The organism is Paenibacillus sp. JNU01 (assembly GCF_059130585.1).
In genome coordinates, this window is the sequence record NZ_CP169723.1 from 1,904,953 (window position 1) to 1,926,758 (window position 21,806).

The window sequence follows — 21,806 nt, forward strand, 5'->3', positions numbered from 1 at the left end:
TATTATAAAGGGCTCTATAGTTCAATAACCTTGTGCTCTCCAAGGAATTCGCTTGAGGCCTTAATCAGTTCTTCGATCCACTCGGAGCCATAACGATTCAGGTAAAAGAGTGCATTATGTACTCGTTCCTGTGGTTTGCCCGTTGGAAACAAGGAGTTTTGAATGCCGTTCCAGTGCCTTAGACTCACATTGTGTTTATCTTCAATGGCTTTGTGAGTCTGCTGTTTCAGATACTGCATTTGCTCGTTGATTTTACTCAAATTGGTATCGCCAATTCGTTCCAGCCCCGGATGAATCTCCGCGATCTCATCTAGCAATGGTCCATACAGATCAAGAAACGCTTCCTGAATCTTGTCAAACTGCTCATCTACCTGGAACGTCTCCTGTTGTGCGAGCCACTGTTCCTTCTTTTCTTCCAGATGATATTGTACATCCTGGAAAGAAAGTCCATATTGTTTCATATGTTTGTGATGAATATCTTCCATAATGGTGAAGGACAACCGCGGCAACAGAATGGGCATTTGCAGTCCGAACTGACAAAATGCTTCCCGAGTCAAACCCCAATATGCAATTTCACCTTGCCCCAAAATCACAGCGGCTACAGGCAGCACGGAATCCTGCATTAAAGGTCGCGTCAATACGTTGTTACTGAAGCGCTCCGGGTGTTCTTCCAGTTCCTGAAGCAAACGCTCCTCCGTGAAAGAAACCAAACCTTTGCGATCACTATACAAACCGTCCTTCAACAACAGGAGCAGACGCGTGCCTTCGTGAATGTAGAACAGATTCGCTCCATCCTCCGCTACTTCGGCAGGCATAGCATAACCCGCTTGTTGTACCAGCGAAGCTCCTTGTGCATATGCGTTGCGCAGCACTTCATTTTTGCGTATCATCCGCTCAAACACGGGCTGTTCCAACCTGCGTAACTCTGGATCGGCTGCATCCATTAGAACAAGTCCACTGCTGGCAAACAAGGCAGATATCATACGGGCAAATGCATCACTCAGATTTGAACTGGATTGATGGATATCCGTGATACTTTTCATCAATCCTGGTTTATGTATCGTATCAGGTAACAGATGCTCCACCTGTTCGAGTACATTCATCCATTGCTGAGTATCCACATGAACATTACTAACAGAATCCCTTCCTGCGAACCGTCCTTGTAACTTGATCTTCTTCATATCTCCCTGATGATCGGGTAGATACGTATGATTAACTTCATCCCAGTCATGGTCTTCACCGGCAATCCAAAATACAGGGACTACCGGACGTTGAAGTTTATCTTCCGCTTCACGCGCAGCTGCCACTACACTGGCGGCTTTGTATATGACGAACAGTGGTCCGGTGAGCAGACCGCTCTGCTGTCCTCCTGTAACCACCAGTGCATCTTGTTCTGCAAGACGTGTAATGGACGCATGAACTTCTTCATGGTCGTTCACCCGCTTGTTATATATACGTAAATACTCTGCCAGATCACGACGATCAATACGTGTGTTCTCCGATTGATCCAGCCACTCGGCACGCGCCTGAAGTCCTGATTCCCAGCGAATGTCATACTCGTAAAGGCCACGCGCAGCATCTCTTGAACAGATATAATCTTCTGCAAGTCTTGATCCGCTGCGGAGTGCCTCGGTAATACCGTTCATGAGGTCTGCCTCCTATTCTGCTTCAAAGAGCCTTTCTTGATTGTACCGAATTCAAGGCCGCTTCGTCAAAAGAAAGTGATGAAAATACGAAAAAAACCGCCGAACGAGTCGGCGGCACTTAATACATCAATAATAGCATATCGCTTTAATATTCCTATTATACGTAAGGCTCTGCAACCCAGTGACCTTTGGAAACCTCAATCAATTGAGCATTTTCCAGATTGTACGGGTCATTCGCAGGACCACCAGATCCATTCTGAATCGGGCTCATATGCTCTTCCGGCAGCAAGATGCGACGTTTGTTCGCTTCCACTTCCGGATCAGGTACAGGGATCGCTGAGAGCAACGTTTTGGTGTAAGGATGGACAGGGTTCGCATACAGTTCTTCACTTTCAGCGAGTTCAACCACTTTACCCATGTACATTACGGCAACACGGTCACTGATATGTTTAACCATTGACAAGTCATGCGCAATGAACAGGTATGTCAAACCGAGACGTTGCTGAAGTTCTTCAAGCAATTTAACGACCTGCGCCTGAATGGATACATCCAGTGCAGACAATGGCTCATCACAGATGATGAATTTAGGGTCTACAGCAAGTGCACGCGCAATCCCGATCCGTTGTCTTTGACCACCGGAGAATTCATGTGGATAACGAAGTGCATGACTTGGATTCAGACCTACCAGATCAAGCAGCTCTTCCACTCTTCTCTTGCGCTCTTTGGAGCTGGAAGCCAGGCCATGAATATCCAGGGACTCCCCGATAATATCCATAACATTGAAACGCGGGTTAAGAGATGCATATGGATCTTGGAAAATCATCTGCATATCTTTACGCATTTCTTTCATTTTGCGCGGGGACAACTTGTAGATATCCGTTCCGTTGAAGTTAACATTTCCGCCAGTTGGCTCATAAAGACGCAGAATGGTACGACCTGTTGTGGATTTACCACAGCCGGACTCGCCTACAACGCCAAGCGTTTCACCTTCAAAGATATCAAAGCTTACGTCATTGACCGCTTTGAGAATGTTACCTTTACCCAAATTAAAGTACTGTTTCAAGTTTTTCACTTGTACCAGAGGCTTATTGCTACCTTTGATAATACCAGCCGGAGCTGGTTTTTCCTTTTTGGGCTCGTCTAGACGAGGCAAAGCATTCAGCAATTTAATGGTGTATGGATGTTGAGGGTTACTAAAGATTTCAGCAGTTGTTCCTGTTTCAACAACTTCGCCTTCCTTCATAACAACAACACGGTCACACATACCCGCTACGACACCAAGGTCATGCGTGATCAGCATGATAGATGTTCCCAGCTTTTGCTGCATGTCTTTCATGACATCCAGAATTTGAGCCTGAATGGTAACGTCAAGTGCAGTTGTCGGCTCATCCGCAATCAGAAGGGATGGACGACATGCAAGCGCGATCGCAATCATGGCACGCTGACGCATACCACCAGAGAATTGGTGAGGATAATGATTCATGCGAATAGCCGCATTTTTAATACCTACAAGTTCCAGCATCTCCAAAGCAGCTTTATTCGCCGCTTGTTTGGACATGTTCTGATGCTTGCGCAATACTTCAGTAATTTGTTTACCAACTTTAATGGTAGGATTCAAAGAAGTCATTGGATCTTGGAAGATCATACCAATATCTTTACCACGAATCGCTTCCATTTGTTTGTCTGTCTTATTCAGCAGGTCTTGCCCGTGAAAAGTAATTTCTCCGCTTTTGACCTTCGAAGGCGGGGAGGGAATCAATTTCATGATGGTTTGGGCGGTAACACTCTTACCACTGCCCGATTCACCTACGATCCCCAGCGTCTCTCCTTTGCCAAGTTCAAAACTCACATGTTTAACGGCATCAAATTCACCAGAACGTGTTGAGAACGACACACTCAGGTCTTTGACAGTTAAAATCGGCTCCATAATCCCACCTCCTGTTTCTATTTACGTAATTTCGGATCGAGTGCGTCACGCAGACCGTCTCCGAGCAAGTTAAATGCAAGCATTGTAAGAACCATCAGACCTGCTGGGAACCACATCCGCCACGGGAATAGCGTCCAGCCTGTAAGTGCATCATTGATCATAGAACCAAGTGAAGATCTTGGTGCTGATACACCCAATCCAAGGAAGCTCAGGAACGCTTCGGCAAAGATTGCATTTGGAATAGACAACGTCAATGTTACAAGAATCGGTCCTATTGCATTTGGCAACAAATGACGGAACAATTGACGCCCTGTGCTTGCTCCCATGGACCTTGCAGCAAGAATAAAGTCTCTGTTTTTGAGTTGCATAATCTCACCACGCACAATCCATGACATGCTGATCCAGCCTGTGATGGTGAGGGCAATGATAATCGTTGTCAGACTTGGTTCCAATACAACCAGCAACAAGATAACAACGAGCATGTACGGCAGGGAATAGAGGATTTCGGAAAACTTGTTCATAATTCCATCTACACGTCCACCGTAGAAACCCATGATCGCTCCATAAATAACCCCGATAACAAGGTCAATCAAGGCTGCGGCCAAACCTACAGTAAGGGATACACGTGCTCCTACCCAAGTTCTTACCCACACGTCACGACCAAGCTCGTCCGTACCGAACCAGTGCTCCGCACTCGGCGCTGCATTGGCATTCAACAAATCATTGGAATAATAATTATAACTTGTAAACAAAGAAGTTGGACCAATCAAAGAGAAAATCACGACAAGAACCAATACACCCAGACTTATCATAGCAGCCTTATTGGTTGCAAGTCTGTACATGGCATCTTTAAAAAGGGATACACTTTCTTGCGGTTTAACCGCTGCCTGACTAGTCAGGTTCGTGTTCGCCGTTTCATTCTTTTTATTATTCGTGCCAGACAACGTTATGCCCCCTTCCGGCTTTCCAGCTTAATTCTAGGATCAATCAGCACGTAAGCGATATCTGTAAAGAAACGAGCTAACATCAGGAGGATACCATAGAAAATCGTAATCCCCATGATCATCGTGTAATCACGGTTTGTGATACTCTCTACGAATACTTTACCAATTCCCCCGATGTTAAAGATCTGTTCAATTACAACGGAACCTGTGATGATATTCGCTGTCATTGGACCAACATAAGTTACTACCGGTAGAATACCGTTTCTTACAACGTGTTTAAACATAATTGCAGGCCATTTTAAACCTTTGGCTTTAGCTGTTTTGATATAATCTGCATGTAAAACTTCAAGCATGCTCGAACGCGTCAAACGAGCGATAAAAGCAATCGGAGATGCAGATAGCGCTGCAACCGGAAGAACGTAATCCAATGGACCATCAAAGCCCATAACGTTAAACCAGCCTAATTTAGTAGCAAAGAGATACTGCAATAGTGACGCAAGCAAGAAGCTCGGTACAGCTATACCTATGACAGCGAGGACCATTGTGATATCATCAATGAGTTTACGGTGGTATACTGCAGCAATAAGGCCCAGCAAAACACCTACGATAATGGAGATAACAATTGCAAACACTCCAAGCTTCAGCGAAGCGGTGAATGTTTCGCCGATCATTCCGGCTACATCTCGATTGAGATATTTCATTGAGACTCCGAAATCTCCCTTAAGGATTCCACCCATATACTTCAGGTATTGTTCATACATCGGTTTGTCCAATCCATACTTCTGTTCCAGCAAGACCCGAATTTCAGGCGATACTTTCTTCTCGGATGTAAAAGGGTCACCCGGAATAGCCTTCATCAGGAAGAAGGTTGCAGATGCGAGTATGAAAAGCGATAGCAGCATAAATAGTAGTTTTTTCAACACATACTTAACCAACCCTTGCACACCTCCACAAACAATATTTTGTATACAAATCGATTGTAGAATTAGACAGAAATAAAGTCCAATCCATTTATCGGAAATTTCAAGAATTATAAGGAAAATCGGTGCACATACAAAAAAATCGGGATATATATGGAATTCCACATATATATCCCGAAGTAATCATATTAGACTTCAGAACAACTTATTTCTCTTCCAGATATGCACGAGTGAAGTCAATAGCTCCACTGAAATCAAGTTGTACGCCTTTCAGGTAAGGCTTAGTCAAAGATACGTTAGTGTAGTAATAGATCGGCATAACGCCCATTTCATCTTGAATCAGGATTTTCTCAGCGTCAGCAAATGCAGCCATACGTGCAGCTGGATCAGCGGATTTTACAGTTTCTTTAACATCTTTGTCATACTGTTCGTTGCTGAATTTGGAATCATTGTTTGTGTTTCCAGTAGTCCACATTTCCAAGAAGTTGTATGGATCGTTGTAGTCAGCAGACCAACCTGCACGAGCTACTTGGAAGTTTTGGTTTTGACGGTTCTCAAGGAATACGCCCCACTCTTGGTTTTCTGTTTTCACATCAACACCAAGATTTTGTTTCCACATATCAGCAATTGCCAAAGCGATTTTCGCGTGACCATCACTTGTGTTGTAGATCAAAGTAACAGCTGGCAATGTAGTGTAACCTTCTTCTTTCATACCTTCAGCAAGCAATTTTTTAGCTTCATCCACATTTTCTGTGAAGTAATCGTCTTTGTGCTCATCACGGAATTCGCCGTTTTCACCACGAATACCTGGAGGTACAAAGCCGAATGCTGGAATTTGACCACCTTGTGTTACTTTGTCAACAATCAGTTGACGTTGAATTGCCATTGCAAATGCTTTACGGATTTTAACGTTGTTGAATGGTGCTTCATTTACGTTGAACTGGTAGTAGTACGTACTTGCAATACCAGTAGCTTTGAACTCGTCCGGCAATTCCGCTTTTACAGAAGGAATTTGGTCGGATGGGATTTCACCGTTAGGTGCACCAGTGTAGTCCAATTGTCCTGATTTGTAAGCTTGCAGTTCGGAAGCACTGCTGTTTGTCAAAGACATATCGATTTCAGCCAGTTTAATGTCAGCAGCTGCATGGTAACCATCGTTTTTCTTCACAACAATTTTTTGACCTTTAGAGTATTGATCCATTACAAATGGTCCGTTAACGATCATGTTTTTGTAGTCTGTGAAGAATTTGTCATTTGTATCAGCAGATGCATGTACTGGGTAGTACGTGTAGAATGCTGTCAGACCCAAGAAGTAAGGTGTTGGGTTTTCCAACGTTACTTCAAGCGTGTGCTCATCAGTAGCTTTAACACCTACTTGAGAGAAGTCTGTAACTTTAGTACCTTTATATGTTTCGTCTTTGCTCAGGTTGTAACCTTCAGCACCTTTGATGTAGTACAATTGGTATGCATATGGAGAAGCTGTTTCCGGTTTCAAAGCGCGTTCCCAAGAACGAACAAAGTCTTCGGCAGTGATTGCATCACCATTGCTCCATTTAGCATCCGGGTTCAGGTTGAAAACATATTTCAAACCATCTTCGGAGATTGTCCAGTCTTTAGCTACGCCCGCTTGTTCTTTACCGTCAGCATCGATGCGTACAAGACCTTCATACAAGAACTTCAGAACTGTGTTGGTTTGGCTGTCTTTTGCTTGAGCCGGGTCCAACGTAGGAGGTTCAGCTGACAGGTTAATTTTCAGGATTTGATCTTTAGCAAGACCATTTCCTTCGCTTGCAGAACCAGTATCGGTGTTACCTGTGCCTTCGTTTTTCGATCCGCACGCTGCAAGTACGGTACCGAACGCCAGAATCAGCGTCAAAAGGACTAATAGACTTTTCCTTTTCATCTAACACGTTCCCCCTAAATTGATATGGTTTATATGTTTATAGATTATACAACCACCGGTCAAAAAAATCTACATTACTTTTTCAGAAAGTAATGTTTTTTTCAGTTTTCGACAAAATCGACACATTTTTCAGCTCTTTTGCGTTATGTATCCTTACATCTGTTGCATGAAGTATCTAAATAATCCAAATAAAGTAAACAAAATGTATCCGAAACTCATGATTACAAAAGCCATGCGCCAAACGGCCCGGAACATTCTACCCCCATCCACCTTCCCCTTTAGTCGATTTTGCGCTCCCCCGATGAATCCAAGTGCTAGTAGTATGAGTAATAATGTCAGATAAAAACCAAAATTCGAATCAAATGTTAAGTTGAATAACGCCGATACTGAAAATACAAGGAAAAAGGTGGTTACATCCATTGCCGTCCGCAATGCTGTGCGCTTGTCTTTTTTCCATAAGTACATGCCCCAATAGACGAGAAAGAACGGAAAAAAAGGTAATATACTCAGCACGATAAAAAGTCCCATTAATTCACTCCTTCCGGTTGCATTCCTTCAATCAGATGAAGCAGTAGTTCATGTGTAGGTGCAGTAAGGCCCGACTTTTGTGCCATCTTTACAATATGTCCGTTAATTGATCCGACTTCTGTACCACGTCCAGCGAGAACATCTGCAAGCATGGAAGAAGTGTTCGTTGCAGTCGAACGACAGACTAATATCAGTTGATCCCACATATCCTGATCCAAACATATTCCGCGTTCAGAGTAGACTAACAATACTTCTTCATATAACTGCCGCATTAGCCTCTTGCGTTCTTCCGTGGTGATCAATTCTCCGTTCGGGATTCGCCATAACGCTGTAAGCGGGTTAATGACTGCGTTAATTAATAGTTTCCTGTATATCAGCTTATCGATTTCATTCGACACTGTACAGTCAAATCCTGCCTGCTCCAGGACTCTTGAAAGAGTAAATATTCCTTTTTCCTCTATAGAGATAGAAGCTTCTATATGTGTATTATGATTTCCCAACCTGGTTTCACCCGCCCCTGCACGAGTCACCTGACGCTGTGAACGCTTCGCACCTTCTGTTGTAACCGCACTACAGAGAAGCGAATTTGGCATAGCAGCATGAAGTTTTTCCAGATGGCCCATCCCATTTTGAAAACAAGCGATATTCAGCATATGATCTTGCAATGGGCTAATCTCATGAATGAAATCATCAATGCCTGTCTGCTTAACCATGAGCAGTAACCATTCTCCTGGCGTGTTCTTCCATGTGTCAGTCAGCTCACTTATGGGTTTCACATGCATTTGATCCGGTAGAATATGTATCTCCTTGCCTCGTTCCACAAGGGTTACTCCATCATGATTGAGAAGGTCTGCCTGAGCCGTTGTTCTAGTCCAGAATCTGACCTGGTTACCTGTCAACAGCAGTTTCCCGCCATATAATAGACCCAGCGCCCCCGCTCCAACGATGTCAATGATCATATCATGCACTCCTATCCGCTTCAGTAGTTACGCTTCCCTTATCTATAATAGAACAAAAACACTAAACTAAAAACCCGTCATACCTGCCGTTATGTAACGGAGGTGTGACGGGTTCATACCTGACTCTCACAAATCAGACGTCTGTACTTGCTATTCAATTCGTTCCAGATTCCCGTTGGCATCCATCTTGAAACGTGTCTTGAGTTCTTCTTCTTCTTCGGACAAAAATGCAAGTCTGCGAGCACGATCCATAATCTGAATCAAAGCTTTGTAGTCGTCGTTCACCACGCGGTAATCCGTTTGTACTTCATTCACTTCCTTGGAGAGACGGTCATTCTCAAGACGCAGTTCAAGCAATTCATCTTCTTTCTCCCGAAGCTCCTTCTCCAGCATCTTGAGTTGACGATTACTCTCCTGCACGGTTCCCTTCCATTGTCGCAGGAAGCGAATGACTGCATCCATCGATAATGAATCGTCCGAGATCCCATCTGATTTGTACAGATGTTCTTCAGTGTCCAGTGTAGACAATGCAGCAACCTGTGGCCCGAGCATCGCTGGCTGCTTTCTGAGATAACTTCGTTTTTGCCGTTGTGCCTTGGCGTTACTGATGGCAGACTCATACTTTTTACGTACACAACTGTTCCAGCGAAAACCGCATGCGGCAGATGTTCTGCCTATTTTTTCGCCTACCTCTTCAAAAGCGGCCAATTGTGTACTGCCTTCCCGAATATGACGCAAAGTAACCTCAGCTAATATCAAATCGTCCTCTGTACTCCAAGCATCCTGTCTCACTGCAGTCATGCTATAATACCCTCCTAACAACATCCTAAAATAACCGTCCGCATTACCGGAAGCCCGGTATGTGAATTAGGTATAAAAGCTGCTTCATTCATTCTTATGCCTCTCATAGAGTTCATAGAATTGATTTCATACTAAAATGTATTTCCACATTCAGGCTTGCTCATACGTGACACAAGTAAAACTTCTCTCTTTATACTTCATTTGAGCAAAAAAAGAATTCGCTTTCATATCCAAATTTGTTTACACGTTTTTCCTTTCCCGGTATAATGTTGTGTAGACAATCTATGATCGTACTTAGAGAGGAGGATTTACCGTGGCACGCATGTTTCGGGTACTCGGGTTCTTCACGCTTGCGATTGGCCTGATGGCTTTTGCGGGAGATCTGGTCGAAATGGCTTTGCTTTTTTTCCTGCAGACTGCGTTTTTTGTCATTTTGGGATACTTGAAATTTACTGAAAGAACGTACATATTGCTCTTCTGGGGTTATATGATCGTCACATTCACGGGGTTCAGCTACTGGACCGTATTCCAAATGGGTTTGCCGCTATAATCCACCTGCAGCATCAAAGTAATCCGATATCTGTCGGGTTACTTTTTTGTTGTGTTCAGATTAAATGGTTGTTCATGGTGTTATGTAACCTCTAAGGATAATTCACGTATTTGTTTCATATATTGTCTGGAAGACAACTAGCCTGTACTATTGTCATTGAAGAAGTGGAAAGGAGAATGATCGTTGAGACGTCATAACGGCATTGCCGCATTTATATTATGCATCATTGTATTTCTGCAACTACCCTCCAACTATGCTTATGGAGAGCCTTCATCTGAGGATACACGTGAAATATTGCAAAAAAGTCTATCCATCGTCGAAATCGATCATGAAATTGAACGTATCGCAGGCAGACAGAAGCAGCTGGCTCAACAATACGAGAGATTATCCGTCCAACTTCAGGATCAGGAAGAACAGATACATATTCAGCAAGATCGGGCCGGAGCTGTAGTGAGGTCCTACTATACTGGAGAACGTGACAGTCTTCTTATGACGGTCCTGGGGGCCCGGTCATTCAAAGACCTGTTTGTACTGTATGATTATTATCAGATTATTATTGGACGGGATCAGGCTGTGCTGGACAAGTATCAGGACCGGTATCGCAACCTGCAACAGACTTCCACTCAGATTCGTCAGACTACAGCAGAACTAACCGAAATGAAGACTAATCTTCAAAACCAGCGGGAACGTGTAGTCGCCTTGCAAAAAGAAGTAGATGCCCAAATAGCCACCAGCGGAGATGCAGCGGCGATTCAGAAACTAATGGATGAATTAACTCTCTATTGGGAGAATATCGGCATCTATGAGGTGAAACGATATTTCAAAGCATTGGCATCTGCCATGCAGAACCTGCCTGATTTTATACAAAAACAAAACGGAGGCATATCCACAACTGGAACAACGTATACGATTCGTATTGGGCAGGATGAGCTTAACGCATTTTTACGTTCGCAAAATCCTATCTTTGAAGACTTTGCCTTTCAGTTTAATCAGGATAAGATTATCGCATCCGGTCAGCGGGATCAGTTGCAATTAAGCATTGAAGGACATTATACGGTAGAAAATGAACCTCAGAACTCCATTCGTTTTCATGTAGACAAACTAGTATTTAATCAGCTTGAATTGCCCGACACCACCCGCCGAATGCTGGAAAGAGAATTCGACCTTGGATTCTATCCACAGAAAATCCTGTCTTTTGTCAAAGCAACGGATGTTTCAACAAGTGAAGGCATACTGGAAGTTAAACTAGCTATATCATTTTAAAGAGCTTGTTCTAATACTATTTACGTATTGATTCGCTGTAATCTCTCCCTTTAAGAATTGTTGTACCTTTTTATGAAAACGAGTGATTAGAGCAAGATTTTCGGTCGTTGATGCAGGGGCATCTTGGGTTGTTGAGAACCAGGAATGTCTCTTTGTCATTTCATAACGTTCAGCAAGTTTCTCGGACTCCAAATCCAGTTCCTGTTGCTTTGCAGGCAAACGATTGACCTGCTGGTACCATTTTAACTGTGACGTAGCGGACGTCATGCCTTCAATCCATCTACTGGCCTCCTCAGCCTCAACCGAACCCGAAGTAATGACAAGGCTTCTGGAGCTTACTGTTTCCAAGGATTCAAAAGAAATGCGCTCCAAAGAATCTTTATGAACGGTACTCGCTTGATCTGCACTTAATAATTGAGATAACAAGGATACAACCATTGGTATGTTAGTCTCGTCAGCAGTTGATGAGAACATCGGATAGGTAGACTGGACCATTATATGAGGCTGAATGTGATTCATCAATTGAATCCCCTGCTGGAGGTCTCCTGGTTGCGAATCTAATTGCGTTTGATTAACTTGATCAGGCGCCATTCTCGGTTCAAGATGATTTAACCACGCATTTGTCCCGTACATATCATTGATGTTCATTGTAATTAAAGGGATTCCTTCGGCATTGGCTTGTTGAGTAAGTTTGACCCACTGATCTTTATTGTGAGGTAATGACTCCATTCCAGCTCTCTTCAGAAATGAAGATTGTGCAGCCAGAATGTACGGATCAAAATCAAAAGGCATTCCCCATTGATAACCATTCCACTCTGTCATTCCCCGTAATCCAACTACTGTATCACCGAGAGACTTCGATAATGTTGTTCCATTTAACGGATACAGGTACCCTTTTTGGGCATAGTATTGCACTTCTTCACTATCGAGCAGAACCACATCACCGTTCTCTCCTAGTGAAAATTCAAGATCCAAAACACGCTTATATGTATCCGGCTTCTCATTCCGAAGATTAATCTCTACCAGTTGGGAAGCAGCAACTTCTTTGGCTAACTTTTGAAAGGCTTGGAACTCTTCATCCGACATGGCAACCACAATCTCCAGCGGAGATTGAGCATCTTCATTACGTGACGAATTACCCGGAAAAGCATCTTTCTCCTTCTCTTGTTCCTGATTGAGCTGCGAACCTCTAAAGTCAAAACTCGGTGACAAGATCGTTAACGAAAGCAGCAATACCGCGAACAAAACAACCTGATGTTTACGCTTCATTAACTTCCCTCCTTGTTCACCTAGTTTTTTCCTGCAGCAATTATTGTAACAAATAAGTAGTACTCTTGTCCTACCCTGCCGAAAAACACTTTTTCGGATTTTTGCATACTACGAGCATATCGAGTTCTGTGCAATAACGCTTTCTTATTTTTTCAGCAAAAAAGCCGGCTCCAGGAGCCGGCTTCAATAACAACATTTTCCGGGAAATAAATCCCCTGAATTTTACAATAAATCAGCCGCAAGTTGTGCCAGCTTGGACCGCTCTCCTTTTTCGAGCATAATGTGTCCGCTGATTCCCTCTTGCTTGAACCGTTCCACGATATACGTTAGACCGTTACTGGCGGAATCAAGATACGGATGGTCGATCTGTTCGGGGTCACCCATCAAAATAATTTTACTGCCTTCACCGACCCTGGATACAATGGTCTTCACTTCATGGCGGGACAGATTCTGAGCCTCATCAATGATGATAAACTGTCCTGGTATCGATCTTCCACGAATATACGTTAATGCCTCCACCTGAATACTGCCAAGCCCCATTAGAATTTTATCGATATCCCCGGCTTTTTTGGTGTCAAACAAAAACTCCAGATTATCATAAATCGGCTGCATCCATGGACGAAGTTTTTCTTCCTTCTCACCAGGCAAGTAACCGATATCTTTCCCCATGGGAACGACAGGACGAGCGATTAACAGTTTTTTGTATTTATGATCATCCTCTACCTTAAGCAGACCTGCTGCAAGTGCCAGCAAGGTTTTCCCTGTTCCAGCTTTACCGGTAATGGTAACCAGCGGGATGTCGTCATTCAAAAGCAGTTCCAGTGCCATGCGTTGTTGTGCGTTACGTGCGCTAATGCCCCAGACATTATCATTACTGAGGAAAAGCGGCTCCAGCTTTGTTCCCTCTGTATTCACTTTAAGTAAAGCCGATTTATTGGTTCCCATCTCATCCTTGAGAATGACGAATTCATTCGGATATAACGAGTAAGACAACTGTAGCGGTTTGATTGGTAAAAAACGATATGTGTAAAACTCATCAATCACTGACGGATGAACTTTTAGGGCCGTATAACCTGGATATAACTCGCTGAGTCCTGCCGTCCGATCTGATAAGTAATCCTGTGTAAACAGACCAAGTACATCCGCTTTGATACGCACAAGAACATCTTTACTGACAAGCACGACCTGACGTTCGACTACTTCCTTTTCATTCTCTTCGATCTGATAATTTAGTGCGACAGCCAGAATTCGATTATCGTTGGATACTTCACCAAACATTTCCTGAACTTTTACGAAACTCCGATGATTCAGCTCTACTTTCAGGTTACCTCCATTAGCCAAAGGTACCCCACTGTGCAGGTGACCCAGCTCACGTAATCCATCCAACAGTCTGGATACATTACGGGCATTACGCCCAATTTCATCGGCATTTCTTTTTTTGGAGTCGATCTCCTCCAATACAACCGCGGGAATGATTACCTCATGTTCCTCAAAGGCAAATATGGCATTGGGGTCATGCAGAAGCACGTTGGTATCCAATACAAAAATCTTTTTCATTCAATCCCCTCCAAAGCGGCGTCGTTAAAGGCATGGATAGTGTGATCTTTCAGCAGCGGCATGGACAATCATGATCCCATACATAAATGTATTCGACTAGGGCAAAATAATTGTCAACCATTCTGAAAAACTCCAAGAAAGGATGAACATTTATGAAAATATGGGTTTGCACGCTGCTTCTGATCTTTATACTTACAGGTTGCAATAGTACCACTCGTAACGCTTCTCAGGAACCGCATACGTCACATCCAAGAAGCTACGGAGGAAATATTACAACTCAGCAAGATCAAATGAAAGGATCTCACATGCTCGATGCACAGGAAGATCGGTTGAATCCTTCACGTTTGGACCATCTTAATGAAAATACAGGTGAAGTCCACGATACCAACATTGCGGATGATGCAAAGAGTGGCCGGATGCCAAATGAAAAACGAATCAATCACCTTAAAGCACTTGCCAAGCAAGTGGAAGGTGTTAAAGATGCGAACTGCGTTATACTCGGTAATACGGCTGTGGTCGGTATTGATGTTGATGGTGAACTGGAACGTGCTCGGGTAGGTACCATCAAATACGCTGTTGCCGAAGCGCTTCGTAAAGATCCCGAAGGTGTAGATTCCATTGTTACTGCGGATGCCGATGTCACTGAACGAATTAAAGAGATTGGTGAACATATCCGTCAAGGGCACCCCATATCCGGTTTTGCTTCAGAACTCGCTGACATGGTGGGACGAATTATCCCTCAACTCCCGAAAGACGTCAAAGTCCGTCAAAATCCGGATGAACACGTGAATCAAAAACAACAAATGCAGCAGCTGCATTCATCAGACAAAAGACAACAAAAAGCCCAGTGATCTCTCACTAGGCTTTTTTCATGGCAGCAAAAACCTGCCCATCTAATTTTTCAGCAGCACGCTGATCATATACTTTGACATATTGAGGCACGGAGGACAGTTGAGCGCCGTAAAACAGAGCATTCCTCACCGCTTCAATCGTAATGTCGAAACAGCACATATTAAATGGAACATCCTGCAGCGGATCTTGTCGTACCGCAGCACGTCCGTTCACTGCGTACACTGTCTCTTCTCCAAAGACAGTAATCGTAATGAGTGGGTTAGTCATCATGTTATTCACTAAGCGCGAACGATGATCGATCGCTAAACGAAAAGTAGAAGCATTCTCCGCATAAATCCAGGAGATGGCTGTTGAAGTCGGACCTCCGGATTCTACATCCACTGTGCTCAGCAGCACAAAGGTCTCATTCTTGAATTGCTGTAAAAGAGATTCAGTTAATTGTGTGACGGCTTCGGACATTCAACCAGCCCCCTAACCTTCTTTATGCAATTCTTAAACTTGGTTTATATTATTATAGCATACGAATTAATGTGCTTCCAATCCCAAAAGAATGAAGGTTATTCACTCGAAGTTGAAGTGGTTACCTTACCTGAAAGAGTATCTTGTAATGCCTGCTTCGCATTGGCGAGTTCCGTTTCATTAATATACACATAAGGACTTCTCCACTCTCCGGTTACCGGAGTATAGTGTACATCCGAGGTGGAAATGTTCCAATACGTCGAGATAAAGTTTTTCATTTGTTCCGATTCCACATCTGTCGTCATGTTCTTGTCAACTGCACCAATCACTTTGCTAATCTTCGTAATTCCCCCAAGAGATTTCATCTGATCCAACATGGAGTTCAGTACTTGGTTTTGACGTTTGTTACGGTCAAAGTCATTGGATTCAGCAGTCTTCGGATTACAATTAGATTTGCGGTAACGCACAAAATCCAGTGCCGCTTTACCATCGAGATGTTGTGCGCCTGCGACCAGATTGATATCTGTCCCATCGGCTGTATCTCTATAACACATATTTTTATCCACAGTCACATCCACGCCACCCACGGCATTAACAGCATCACGGAAAGCCTGGAAATTCAGTACGGTTGTATAATTAATATCTACATCCAAATACTTACTCATCATTTCTTTCATCTGATCCTCTGCATTTTTGCCAGTGGTTTTTTCCTGTGCTTTAAACCTCGGATAATAGGAATTCAACTTGTTGGATTTGTACCCATCCAATTGAATACGCGTGTCTCGTGGCAAAGATACAATAGTTGCCGTCTTGGTCTCCGGATTCAACGAAGCCACCATTACGACATCCGAGAGATATGTGCCCGTTTCAGGACGGTTATCTGTGCCTAATAACAGCATCGTGATCGGTTTGGTTGTGGCTGACATGCCGGGAGGTACCGGTTTATCGATGCCTGTATCCACGACTTGATTGTATACCCAGTACGCATATCCACCGCCTACCAGAATGGCAATAACCAATAGACTTAAAAAGATTCTGCCAAAAGCATTCATTCTCTTTTTCTTCTTAGGCTGCTTGCCCTTGCCATTCTTCGATCCAGAAGCACCGGATTGCGCTGGTGCCTGTCTCCGTGGAGGCAGTCCGTTCGAATTTGAGTTCATATCTTCAACACCTTTATCACATCTGTTTTTTGTCTAAATAAAAGACAACCGCTTTCCCTAAGGAAAACGGATGGTCTGTACAAGACAGGATTTATGAATTTCGAGCGGTAGCTTCCGCTTTTTTCTTTTGACGGCCTTCGATAAAATAACGCACTCTCACTAACAACATCAAACCAACCGCAACCAACAAACATTGAATGATGGGAAGCTTGTCGATCTGGAAAATAAGAAGCATGAATGTGCCCATCGCCATCAATATATAGAGAACGATTTCCTTACCAAGCGGCAATTTCTGACGTACCCGAAACACCTTGTTATATACGTAAGTAATCAATACAAAGATGACGATGTAGGCTACGATCGGGTGTGATGCGAACCATGCTTGCATGCACAGCCAGCTCCTTTCGTGTTCATGCTAGAGTATAAGTTAACTGGTTGATGAAACTCCCTTTAGCAACTTAGAGAGCCAGTACGTGCATCGTGACCGTTTCGGTCTCAGCTCGTTCTTCCGATAACTGTTATCCCCAGATTTTTTTGATTCATTTTCAATGGTAAAATCCGGGGATAAAGGCGAACGCTTCGCTTCTTCAGAATCGATTCTGTTCCCTACACTACGTTAGCTGTACAAGCTCTCGTTACTAGCCGGGCCCATCAAATGCTAACTTATATAAATTATTTTGTTGTTATTAGGCTTTGGAAGCCATTTTGCGTTGTTTTTCTGCACGTTCACGCTCGGATTTATTCAGGATCTTCTTACGAAGACGAATGGATTTCGGTGTGATCTCACAATATTCATCTTCATTCAGGTACTCAAGCGCCTGTTCCAATGAGAAGATAATCGGAGTTTTAATTTTAACTGTATCATCTTTACCAGAAGAACGAACGTTAGTCAGTTGTTTTTCTTTGCAGATGTTAACAACGATATCATTATCACGTGTGTGTTCACCAACAATCATACCTTCGTAGATCTCAGTACCCGGCTCCAAGAAGAGCGTTCCGCGATCCTCAACACCCATCATTCCGTAGAACGTAGATGTACCCGTTTCAGTTGAGATTAGTACTCCTTGGTGACGTCCACCCACTTGACCGGATACTACTGGAGCGTAGCTGTCAAATGCATGGTTCATAACACCGTAACCACGAGTCAATGTCAGGAAGTTTGTGCTATATCCGATCAAACCACGTGCTGGAATCAGGAACTCCAGACGAACTTGACCACTACCTGTGTTAACCATGTTAACCATCTCTGCTTTGCGTGCACCCAGGCTCTCCATTACGGAACCCATGCTCTCTTCAGGGATATCAATCAACAAGCGCTCAACAGGTTCCATTTTCTTACCGTCAACTTCTTTAACGATAACTTCTGGTTTGGATACTTGAAGCTCATATCCTTCACGACGCATGTTCTCAATCAGGATACCCAAGTGGAGCTCACCGCGTCCGGAAACGACAAATGCATCCGGGCTGTCCGTTTCATCAACACGAAGGGAAACGTCAGTTTCCAGTTCTTTCAACAAACGCTCACGAAGTTTACGGGAAGTTACCCATTTACCTTCACGACCTGCGAATGGACTGTTGTTCACGAGGAACGTCATTTGTAGTGTAGGCTCATCGATTTTCAAAACTGGAAGTGCTTCTGGATTGTTCGGATCGGCAATGGTTTCACCAATGTTGATGTCCTTGATCCCTGCAATGGCAACGATGTCGCCTGCTCCTGCTTCTTCCGTCTCAATACGTTTGAGACCCTGGAAACCGAACAGTTTCTCGATACGTGCAGTTTTGCTCTTGCCATCACGCATAATAACCGTTACCGATTGTCCTTGACGGATCACACCGCGGTTAACACGACCAATGGCAATACGGCCAAGGTATTCATTGTAGTCCATCAAAGTAACGAGGAATTGAAGTGGTTCTTCAACATTTTCGGTAGGGTGTGGGATATGACTAACGATCGTATTGTAGATCGCCACCATGTTGTCATCCTGTTTAGCAGGATCACTTTCCATGCTGGATGTTCCGTTCAATGCGGAAGCATATACAACAGGGAATTCAAGCTGTTGATCGTTGGCACCCAGTTCAATGAACAGGTCCAATACTTCATCAATTACCTCAGCCGGACGAGCCGCTGGACGGTCAATTTTGTTTACAACAACGATAGGTGTCAGGTTGTGCTCCAGTGCTTTACGAAGTACAAACTTCGTTTGTGGCATACAGCCCTCATAAGCATCAACAACGAGCAATACGCCGTCAACCATTTTCATGATACGTTCCACTTCGCCACCGAAATCGGCGTGTCCTGGTGTATCCACAATGTTGATCAGATAATCTTTATAAGTTATAGCCGTGTTTTTGGCCAAAATCGTAATACCGCGTTCACGCTCCAAATCGTTGGAGTCCATTGCGCGCTCCTGTACCGTTTCGTGATCACGGAAAGTACCGGATTGCTGGAGCAACTTGTCGACGAGTGTAGTTTTCCCGTGGTCGACGTGGGCAATAATCGCAATATTGCGAATGTGTTCTCTTGAATGCATGGTTTGTATCCATATCCTTTCCAATTTCAATTCTTATCTACTAAACTTCCCGCAATTTCGCAGGTTACTCACAAAATAAGCGTCGGTGATATCCCGACGCATGTCTATATCCCTTATATTATAGTTTATTATAGGTAAAAATCAAGATATTTCGCACGAAAAGACCATTGGGAATGTTACCAGCCTCTCCCTTGCCGTCCTCGTCCAAGCAATAACCAGACTCCGCCCAGGATCAAAAGAACAGCAAGGACATAGATTATTCCCGTTTGCAGCAAGGTAAATCCGAATAATATGATGGATACCGCACCAAGGATCAAAGCTGCAGGTAATACATATTCCGGTCTTCGACGCTCAGCCATTCCATATTCGAGCAGCCCTATGGCGATCCCAAGCAAAATTGCTGGCCAGAGCCTGCTCATCAGTCCAGCACCCCATGTATTGGTTATACTGAATAACACACCATACACCGTTAGTATGCCGGCTGGAACAAGTGACCACGACGGTGAAATACGTGCATAATATAACGCATGAAGGGCTATGCCTGGCAGCAAGATCAGCAAAGGCCAGAAGTTACGACCAATAAATCCAAACACGCCAAACTTACCGAGCAGAATAATAATTCCAGCAGCTACAATAAATATGCCAATTGCTTTTTCATTTCTCATCCTCATCTGCAATCACCTCTTATACCATGGCTATGTACTTTATTTCTTTGATAAACAATTTACAATCCATGCTGACTGTTGATTTCCTAACCTGTTATCCTGCTTCTAGTGTATCTGATGTTTCGGCAAAAAACTATACTTTATGTCGCACTTTGCAAGTGCCCTTTACCTGTATTACCCTAAAATGTGCAACTTATGACTAGCCCAATGGAACTTCTAATGGCAAGAGTATTCGCTCAACACAAAACCGCCTAAACCTGAGGGTTCGGACGGTCCTGTGTTCAAGCTTTTATCCATAGTCAAACTATGCGTTCTTCCTCACAAATTTATGGGCTCCTCCAACCGCTATTACAAGACAAGCCATTGCTGCGGGCAGCAGCGTGTGTACCTCTGATGCCATTCCTCCCAGCCATTCTCCTAACTTGGGGTCTTTCATCACCATCTCACCAGCTGTGAAAGCCAGAATGCCTGATCCGGCGAATACCAGAATCGGAAATCGCTTGAGCAAACCAACAATTAGCCCACTGCCCCATACGACAATGGGGATACTTATTGCAATCCCGATGACGATCAAAGCCAAATCTCCATCTGCCAAAGCGGCTATAGCCAAAACGTTATCCAGGCTCATTACAAAATCGGCAATCAGAATGGTTTGAATGGCTTTCCACGTCGTAGAAGCTTCCCGAATATGTACTTCATCCTCATTTTGAAGCAGTAGCTTCACTGCAATCCAGAGTAGCAACAGTCCACCTGCCGCTTGGATAAAGGGAATCCCGAGTAATAACACTGCGACGAAGGTTAACACACAGCGTAGCAGCACCGCCCCAAAAGCTCCCCACCATACCGCTTTTTTGCGTTGTATCGGTGGCAGATCCTTGCTAGCAAGCGCAATAACAACCGCATTATCTCCACTCAATACCAGATTGATCATTAAAATCTCAGTCAACAGCCAGAGTGTATCCATGTCCTCATCCCCCCACATTAACTTGTATGTCAGAGTTGTCCATGCTATTCTTAATGATTGAACCGTATATAAGGAGTGACATAATACATGGAGCTATTTAGCCCCGCTTTCTGGCTGGCTTTGCTGAACGTTGTCTTTATTGATCTCATTCTGGCTGGAGATAATGCCATCGTCATTGGTCTTGCAGCTAGAAATTTGCACCCTTCCGTGCAGAAAAAGGCGATTCTATATGGAACGGGCGGCGCACTTCTGATTCGAATCTTGGCAACCGTTGTTGTTTTATGGTTGCTTAAAGTGCCTTGGCTCTTGCTGGTGGGAGGCATACTGCTGATCTGGATTGCCTATAAATTATTGGCGGATCAGGGAGATGAACACAATGATATTCAGGCGGGGACTTCCTTATGGACTGCTGTTCGTACCATCGTGATCGCAGATGCAGCCATGGGACTCGATAACGTGATTGCCGTTGCCGGAGCTGCGCAGCAGCATCTTGTGCTTGTCATTCTCGGACTCCTGATCAGTGTACCTATTATCGTCTGGGGCAGCACTCTGTTTATCAAGCTCATTAATCACTTTCCCTGGATCATCTATGTCGGAGCCATCGTTCTCGGGTATACGGCATCCAATATGATTACCGAGGAGCAGCGACTCTCGCCTTACTTTACTGAACATCCGGCATTGCGAATTCTCTTCATCGTTGTGGTTATCGCAGGCGTAGTCTTTGCAGGTTATCGCAAACGCTCCAGCAGTTCGAGTCACAAGGGATCTGGCGGGGAACAGCAACGCTCCTATTCGTAGGCTATTTAATTTTATAATTGCTCCTGAACACAGCAAAGGACTGAACGATATTTTATCGGACAGTCCTTTTTTGCAGTTAACATAGCCCTTATTATGTCAGCCATGCTCAT

20 protein-coding genes are annotated in these 21,806 nt (G+C 43.9%); 4 read left to right on the forward strand and 16 right to left on the reverse strand.

Translation table 11 applies throughout. From position 1 onward, the window contains the following. Positions 1-14: 14 nt before the first annotated feature. From bshC to NLBNIHML_RS08270, 8 genes are all read right to left on the reverse strand, one after another. Entirely contained in the window at positions 15-1,646 is a 1,632-nt protein-coding gene (gene bshC, locus NLBNIHML_RS08235; protein ID WP_494354144.1) for a bacillithiol biosynthesis cysteine-adding enzyme BshC, read from the reverse strand. 157 nt (positions 1,647-1,803) lie between these two features. Next, the gene (locus NLBNIHML_RS08240; protein ID WP_339235942.1) at positions 1,804-3,573 is read right to left on the reverse strand and encodes an ABC transporter ATP-binding protein; all 1,770 of its coding nucleotides are present in this window, start codon (positions 3,571-3,573) and stop codon (positions 1,804-1,806) included. Positions 3,574-3,590: 17 nt separating this feature from the next. Further along, positions 3,591-4,472: an ABC transporter permease gene (locus NLBNIHML_RS08245; RefSeq protein ID WP_371129057.1), complete on the reverse strand. Its 882-nt coding sequence runs from the start codon at positions 4,470-4,472 to the stop codon at positions 3,591-3,593. 47 nt (positions 4,473-4,519) lie between these two features. Continuing rightward, positions 4,520-5,419 (reverse strand): ABC transporter permease, encoded by a 900-nt coding sequence (locus tag NLBNIHML_RS08250; RefSeq protein WP_494354684.1) that lies wholly within the window; start codon positions 5,417-5,419, stop codon positions 4,520-4,522. Between the two features lie 223 nt (positions 5,420-5,642). Beyond that, the gene (locus NLBNIHML_RS08255; protein ID WP_339235947.1) at positions 5,643-7,340 is read right to left on the reverse strand and encodes a peptide ABC transporter substrate-binding protein; all 1,698 of its coding nucleotides are present in this window, start codon (positions 7,338-7,340) and stop codon (positions 5,643-5,645) included. Between the two features lie 153 nt (positions 7,341-7,493). Continuing rightward, entirely contained in the window at positions 7,494-7,868 is a 375-nt protein-coding gene (locus NLBNIHML_RS08260; protein ID WP_339235950.1) for a DUF3397 domain-containing protein, read from the reverse strand. Then, on the reverse strand, positions 7,868-8,827 hold the full coding sequence (locus NLBNIHML_RS08265) for a ketopantoate reductase family protein (RefSeq protein WP_494354145.1): 960 nt from the start codon (positions 8,825-8,827) through the stop codon (positions 7,868-7,870). The genes NLBNIHML_RS08260 and NLBNIHML_RS08265 overlap by 1 nt, the downstream gene beginning before the upstream one ends. A 150-nt stretch (positions 8,828-8,977) precedes the next feature. After that, positions 8,978-9,628, reverse strand: coding sequence for an RsfA family transcriptional regulator (locus tag NLBNIHML_RS08270; protein ID WP_215077527.1), 651 nt, complete (start codon positions 9,626-9,628; stop codon positions 8,978-8,980). Between the two features lie 313 nt (positions 9,629-9,941). Between NLBNIHML_RS08270 and NLBNIHML_RS08275 the strand changes: the two genes are divergently transcribed. Further along, positions 9,942-10,178 (forward strand): DUF2626 domain-containing protein, encoded by a 237-nt coding sequence (locus NLBNIHML_RS08275; protein WP_076332330.1) that lies wholly within the window; start codon positions 9,942-9,944, stop codon positions 10,176-10,178. A gap of 183 nt (positions 10,179-10,361) precedes the next feature. Continuing rightward, positions 10,362-11,441: a hypothetical protein gene (locus NLBNIHML_RS08280; RefSeq protein WP_339235958.1), complete on the forward strand. Its 1,080-nt coding sequence runs from the start codon at positions 10,362-10,364 to the stop codon at positions 11,439-11,441. Here the strand turns inward: NLBNIHML_RS08280 and NLBNIHML_RS08285 are convergent. Together NLBNIHML_RS08285 and NLBNIHML_RS08290 are read right to left on the reverse strand one after the other, a co-directional pair. Next, positions 11,433-12,710 (reverse strand): extracellular solute-binding protein, encoded by a 1,278-nt coding sequence (locus NLBNIHML_RS08285; RefSeq protein WP_494354146.1) that lies wholly within the window; start codon positions 12,708-12,710, stop codon positions 11,433-11,435. The genes NLBNIHML_RS08280 and NLBNIHML_RS08285 overlap by 9 nt on opposite strands. A 222-nt stretch (positions 12,711-12,932) precedes the next feature. Beyond that, entirely contained in the window at positions 12,933-14,267 is a 1,335-nt protein-coding gene (locus tag NLBNIHML_RS08290; RefSeq protein ID WP_024628438.1) for a PhoH family protein, read from the reverse strand. Positions 14,268-14,419: 152 nt separating this feature from the next. Here NLBNIHML_RS08290 and NLBNIHML_RS08295 point away from each other — a divergent pair, with 152 nt between their 5' ends. Then, complete coding sequence (locus NLBNIHML_RS08295) at positions 14,420-15,118, forward strand: YhcN/YlaJ family sporulation lipoprotein (RefSeq protein ID WP_494354147.1); 699 nt, start codon at positions 14,420-14,422, stop codon at positions 15,116-15,118. Positions 15,119-15,125: 7 nt separating this feature from the next. Here NLBNIHML_RS08295 and NLBNIHML_RS08300 read toward each other — a convergent pair whose 3' ends face one another. The 6 genes from NLBNIHML_RS08300 to NLBNIHML_RS08325 form a co-directional block, all read right to left on the reverse strand. Then, on the reverse strand, positions 15,126-15,578 hold the full coding sequence (locus NLBNIHML_RS08300) for a pyridoxamine 5'-phosphate oxidase family protein (RefSeq protein ID WP_124116004.1): 453 nt from the start codon (positions 15,576-15,578) through the stop codon (positions 15,126-15,128). Between the two features lie 98 nt (positions 15,579-15,676). Continuing rightward, positions 15,677-16,738, reverse strand: a complete 1,062-nt coding sequence (locus tag NLBNIHML_RS08305) for an LCP family protein (RefSeq protein WP_339256450.1) — start codon at positions 16,736-16,738, stop codon at positions 15,677-15,679. Positions 16,739-16,829: 91 nt separating this feature from the next. Further along, positions 16,830-17,126: a YlaH-like family protein gene (locus tag NLBNIHML_RS08310; protein WP_339235971.1), complete on the reverse strand. Its 297-nt coding sequence runs from the start codon at positions 17,124-17,126 to the stop codon at positions 16,830-16,832. A 298-nt stretch (positions 17,127-17,424) separates the two neighbouring features. Continuing rightward, a complete protein-coding gene (gene typA / locus NLBNIHML_RS08315; RefSeq protein ID WP_339235973.1) occupies positions 17,425-19,269 on the reverse strand; it encodes a translational GTPase TypA in 1,845 nt (614 codons plus the stop codon). A 176-nt stretch (positions 19,270-19,445) separates the two neighbouring features. Then, the gene (locus NLBNIHML_RS08320; protein ID WP_339256452.1) at positions 19,446-19,940 is read right to left on the reverse strand and encodes a hypothetical protein; all 495 of its coding nucleotides are present in this window, start codon (positions 19,938-19,940) and stop codon (positions 19,446-19,448) included. Positions 19,941-20,238: 298 nt separating this feature from the next. Next, a complete protein-coding gene (locus tag NLBNIHML_RS08325) occupies positions 20,239-20,898 on the reverse strand; it encodes a TerC family protein (protein WP_339256454.1) in 660 nt (219 codons plus the stop codon). An 87-nt stretch (positions 20,899-20,985) separates the two neighbouring features. Here NLBNIHML_RS08325 and NLBNIHML_RS08330 point away from each other — a divergent pair, with 87 nt between their 5' ends. Further along, positions 20,986-21,696: a TerC family protein gene (locus NLBNIHML_RS08330; protein WP_339235981.1), complete on the forward strand. Its 711-nt coding sequence runs from the start codon at positions 20,986-20,988 to the stop codon at positions 21,694-21,696. Positions 21,697-21,806: the final 110 nt, after the last annotated feature.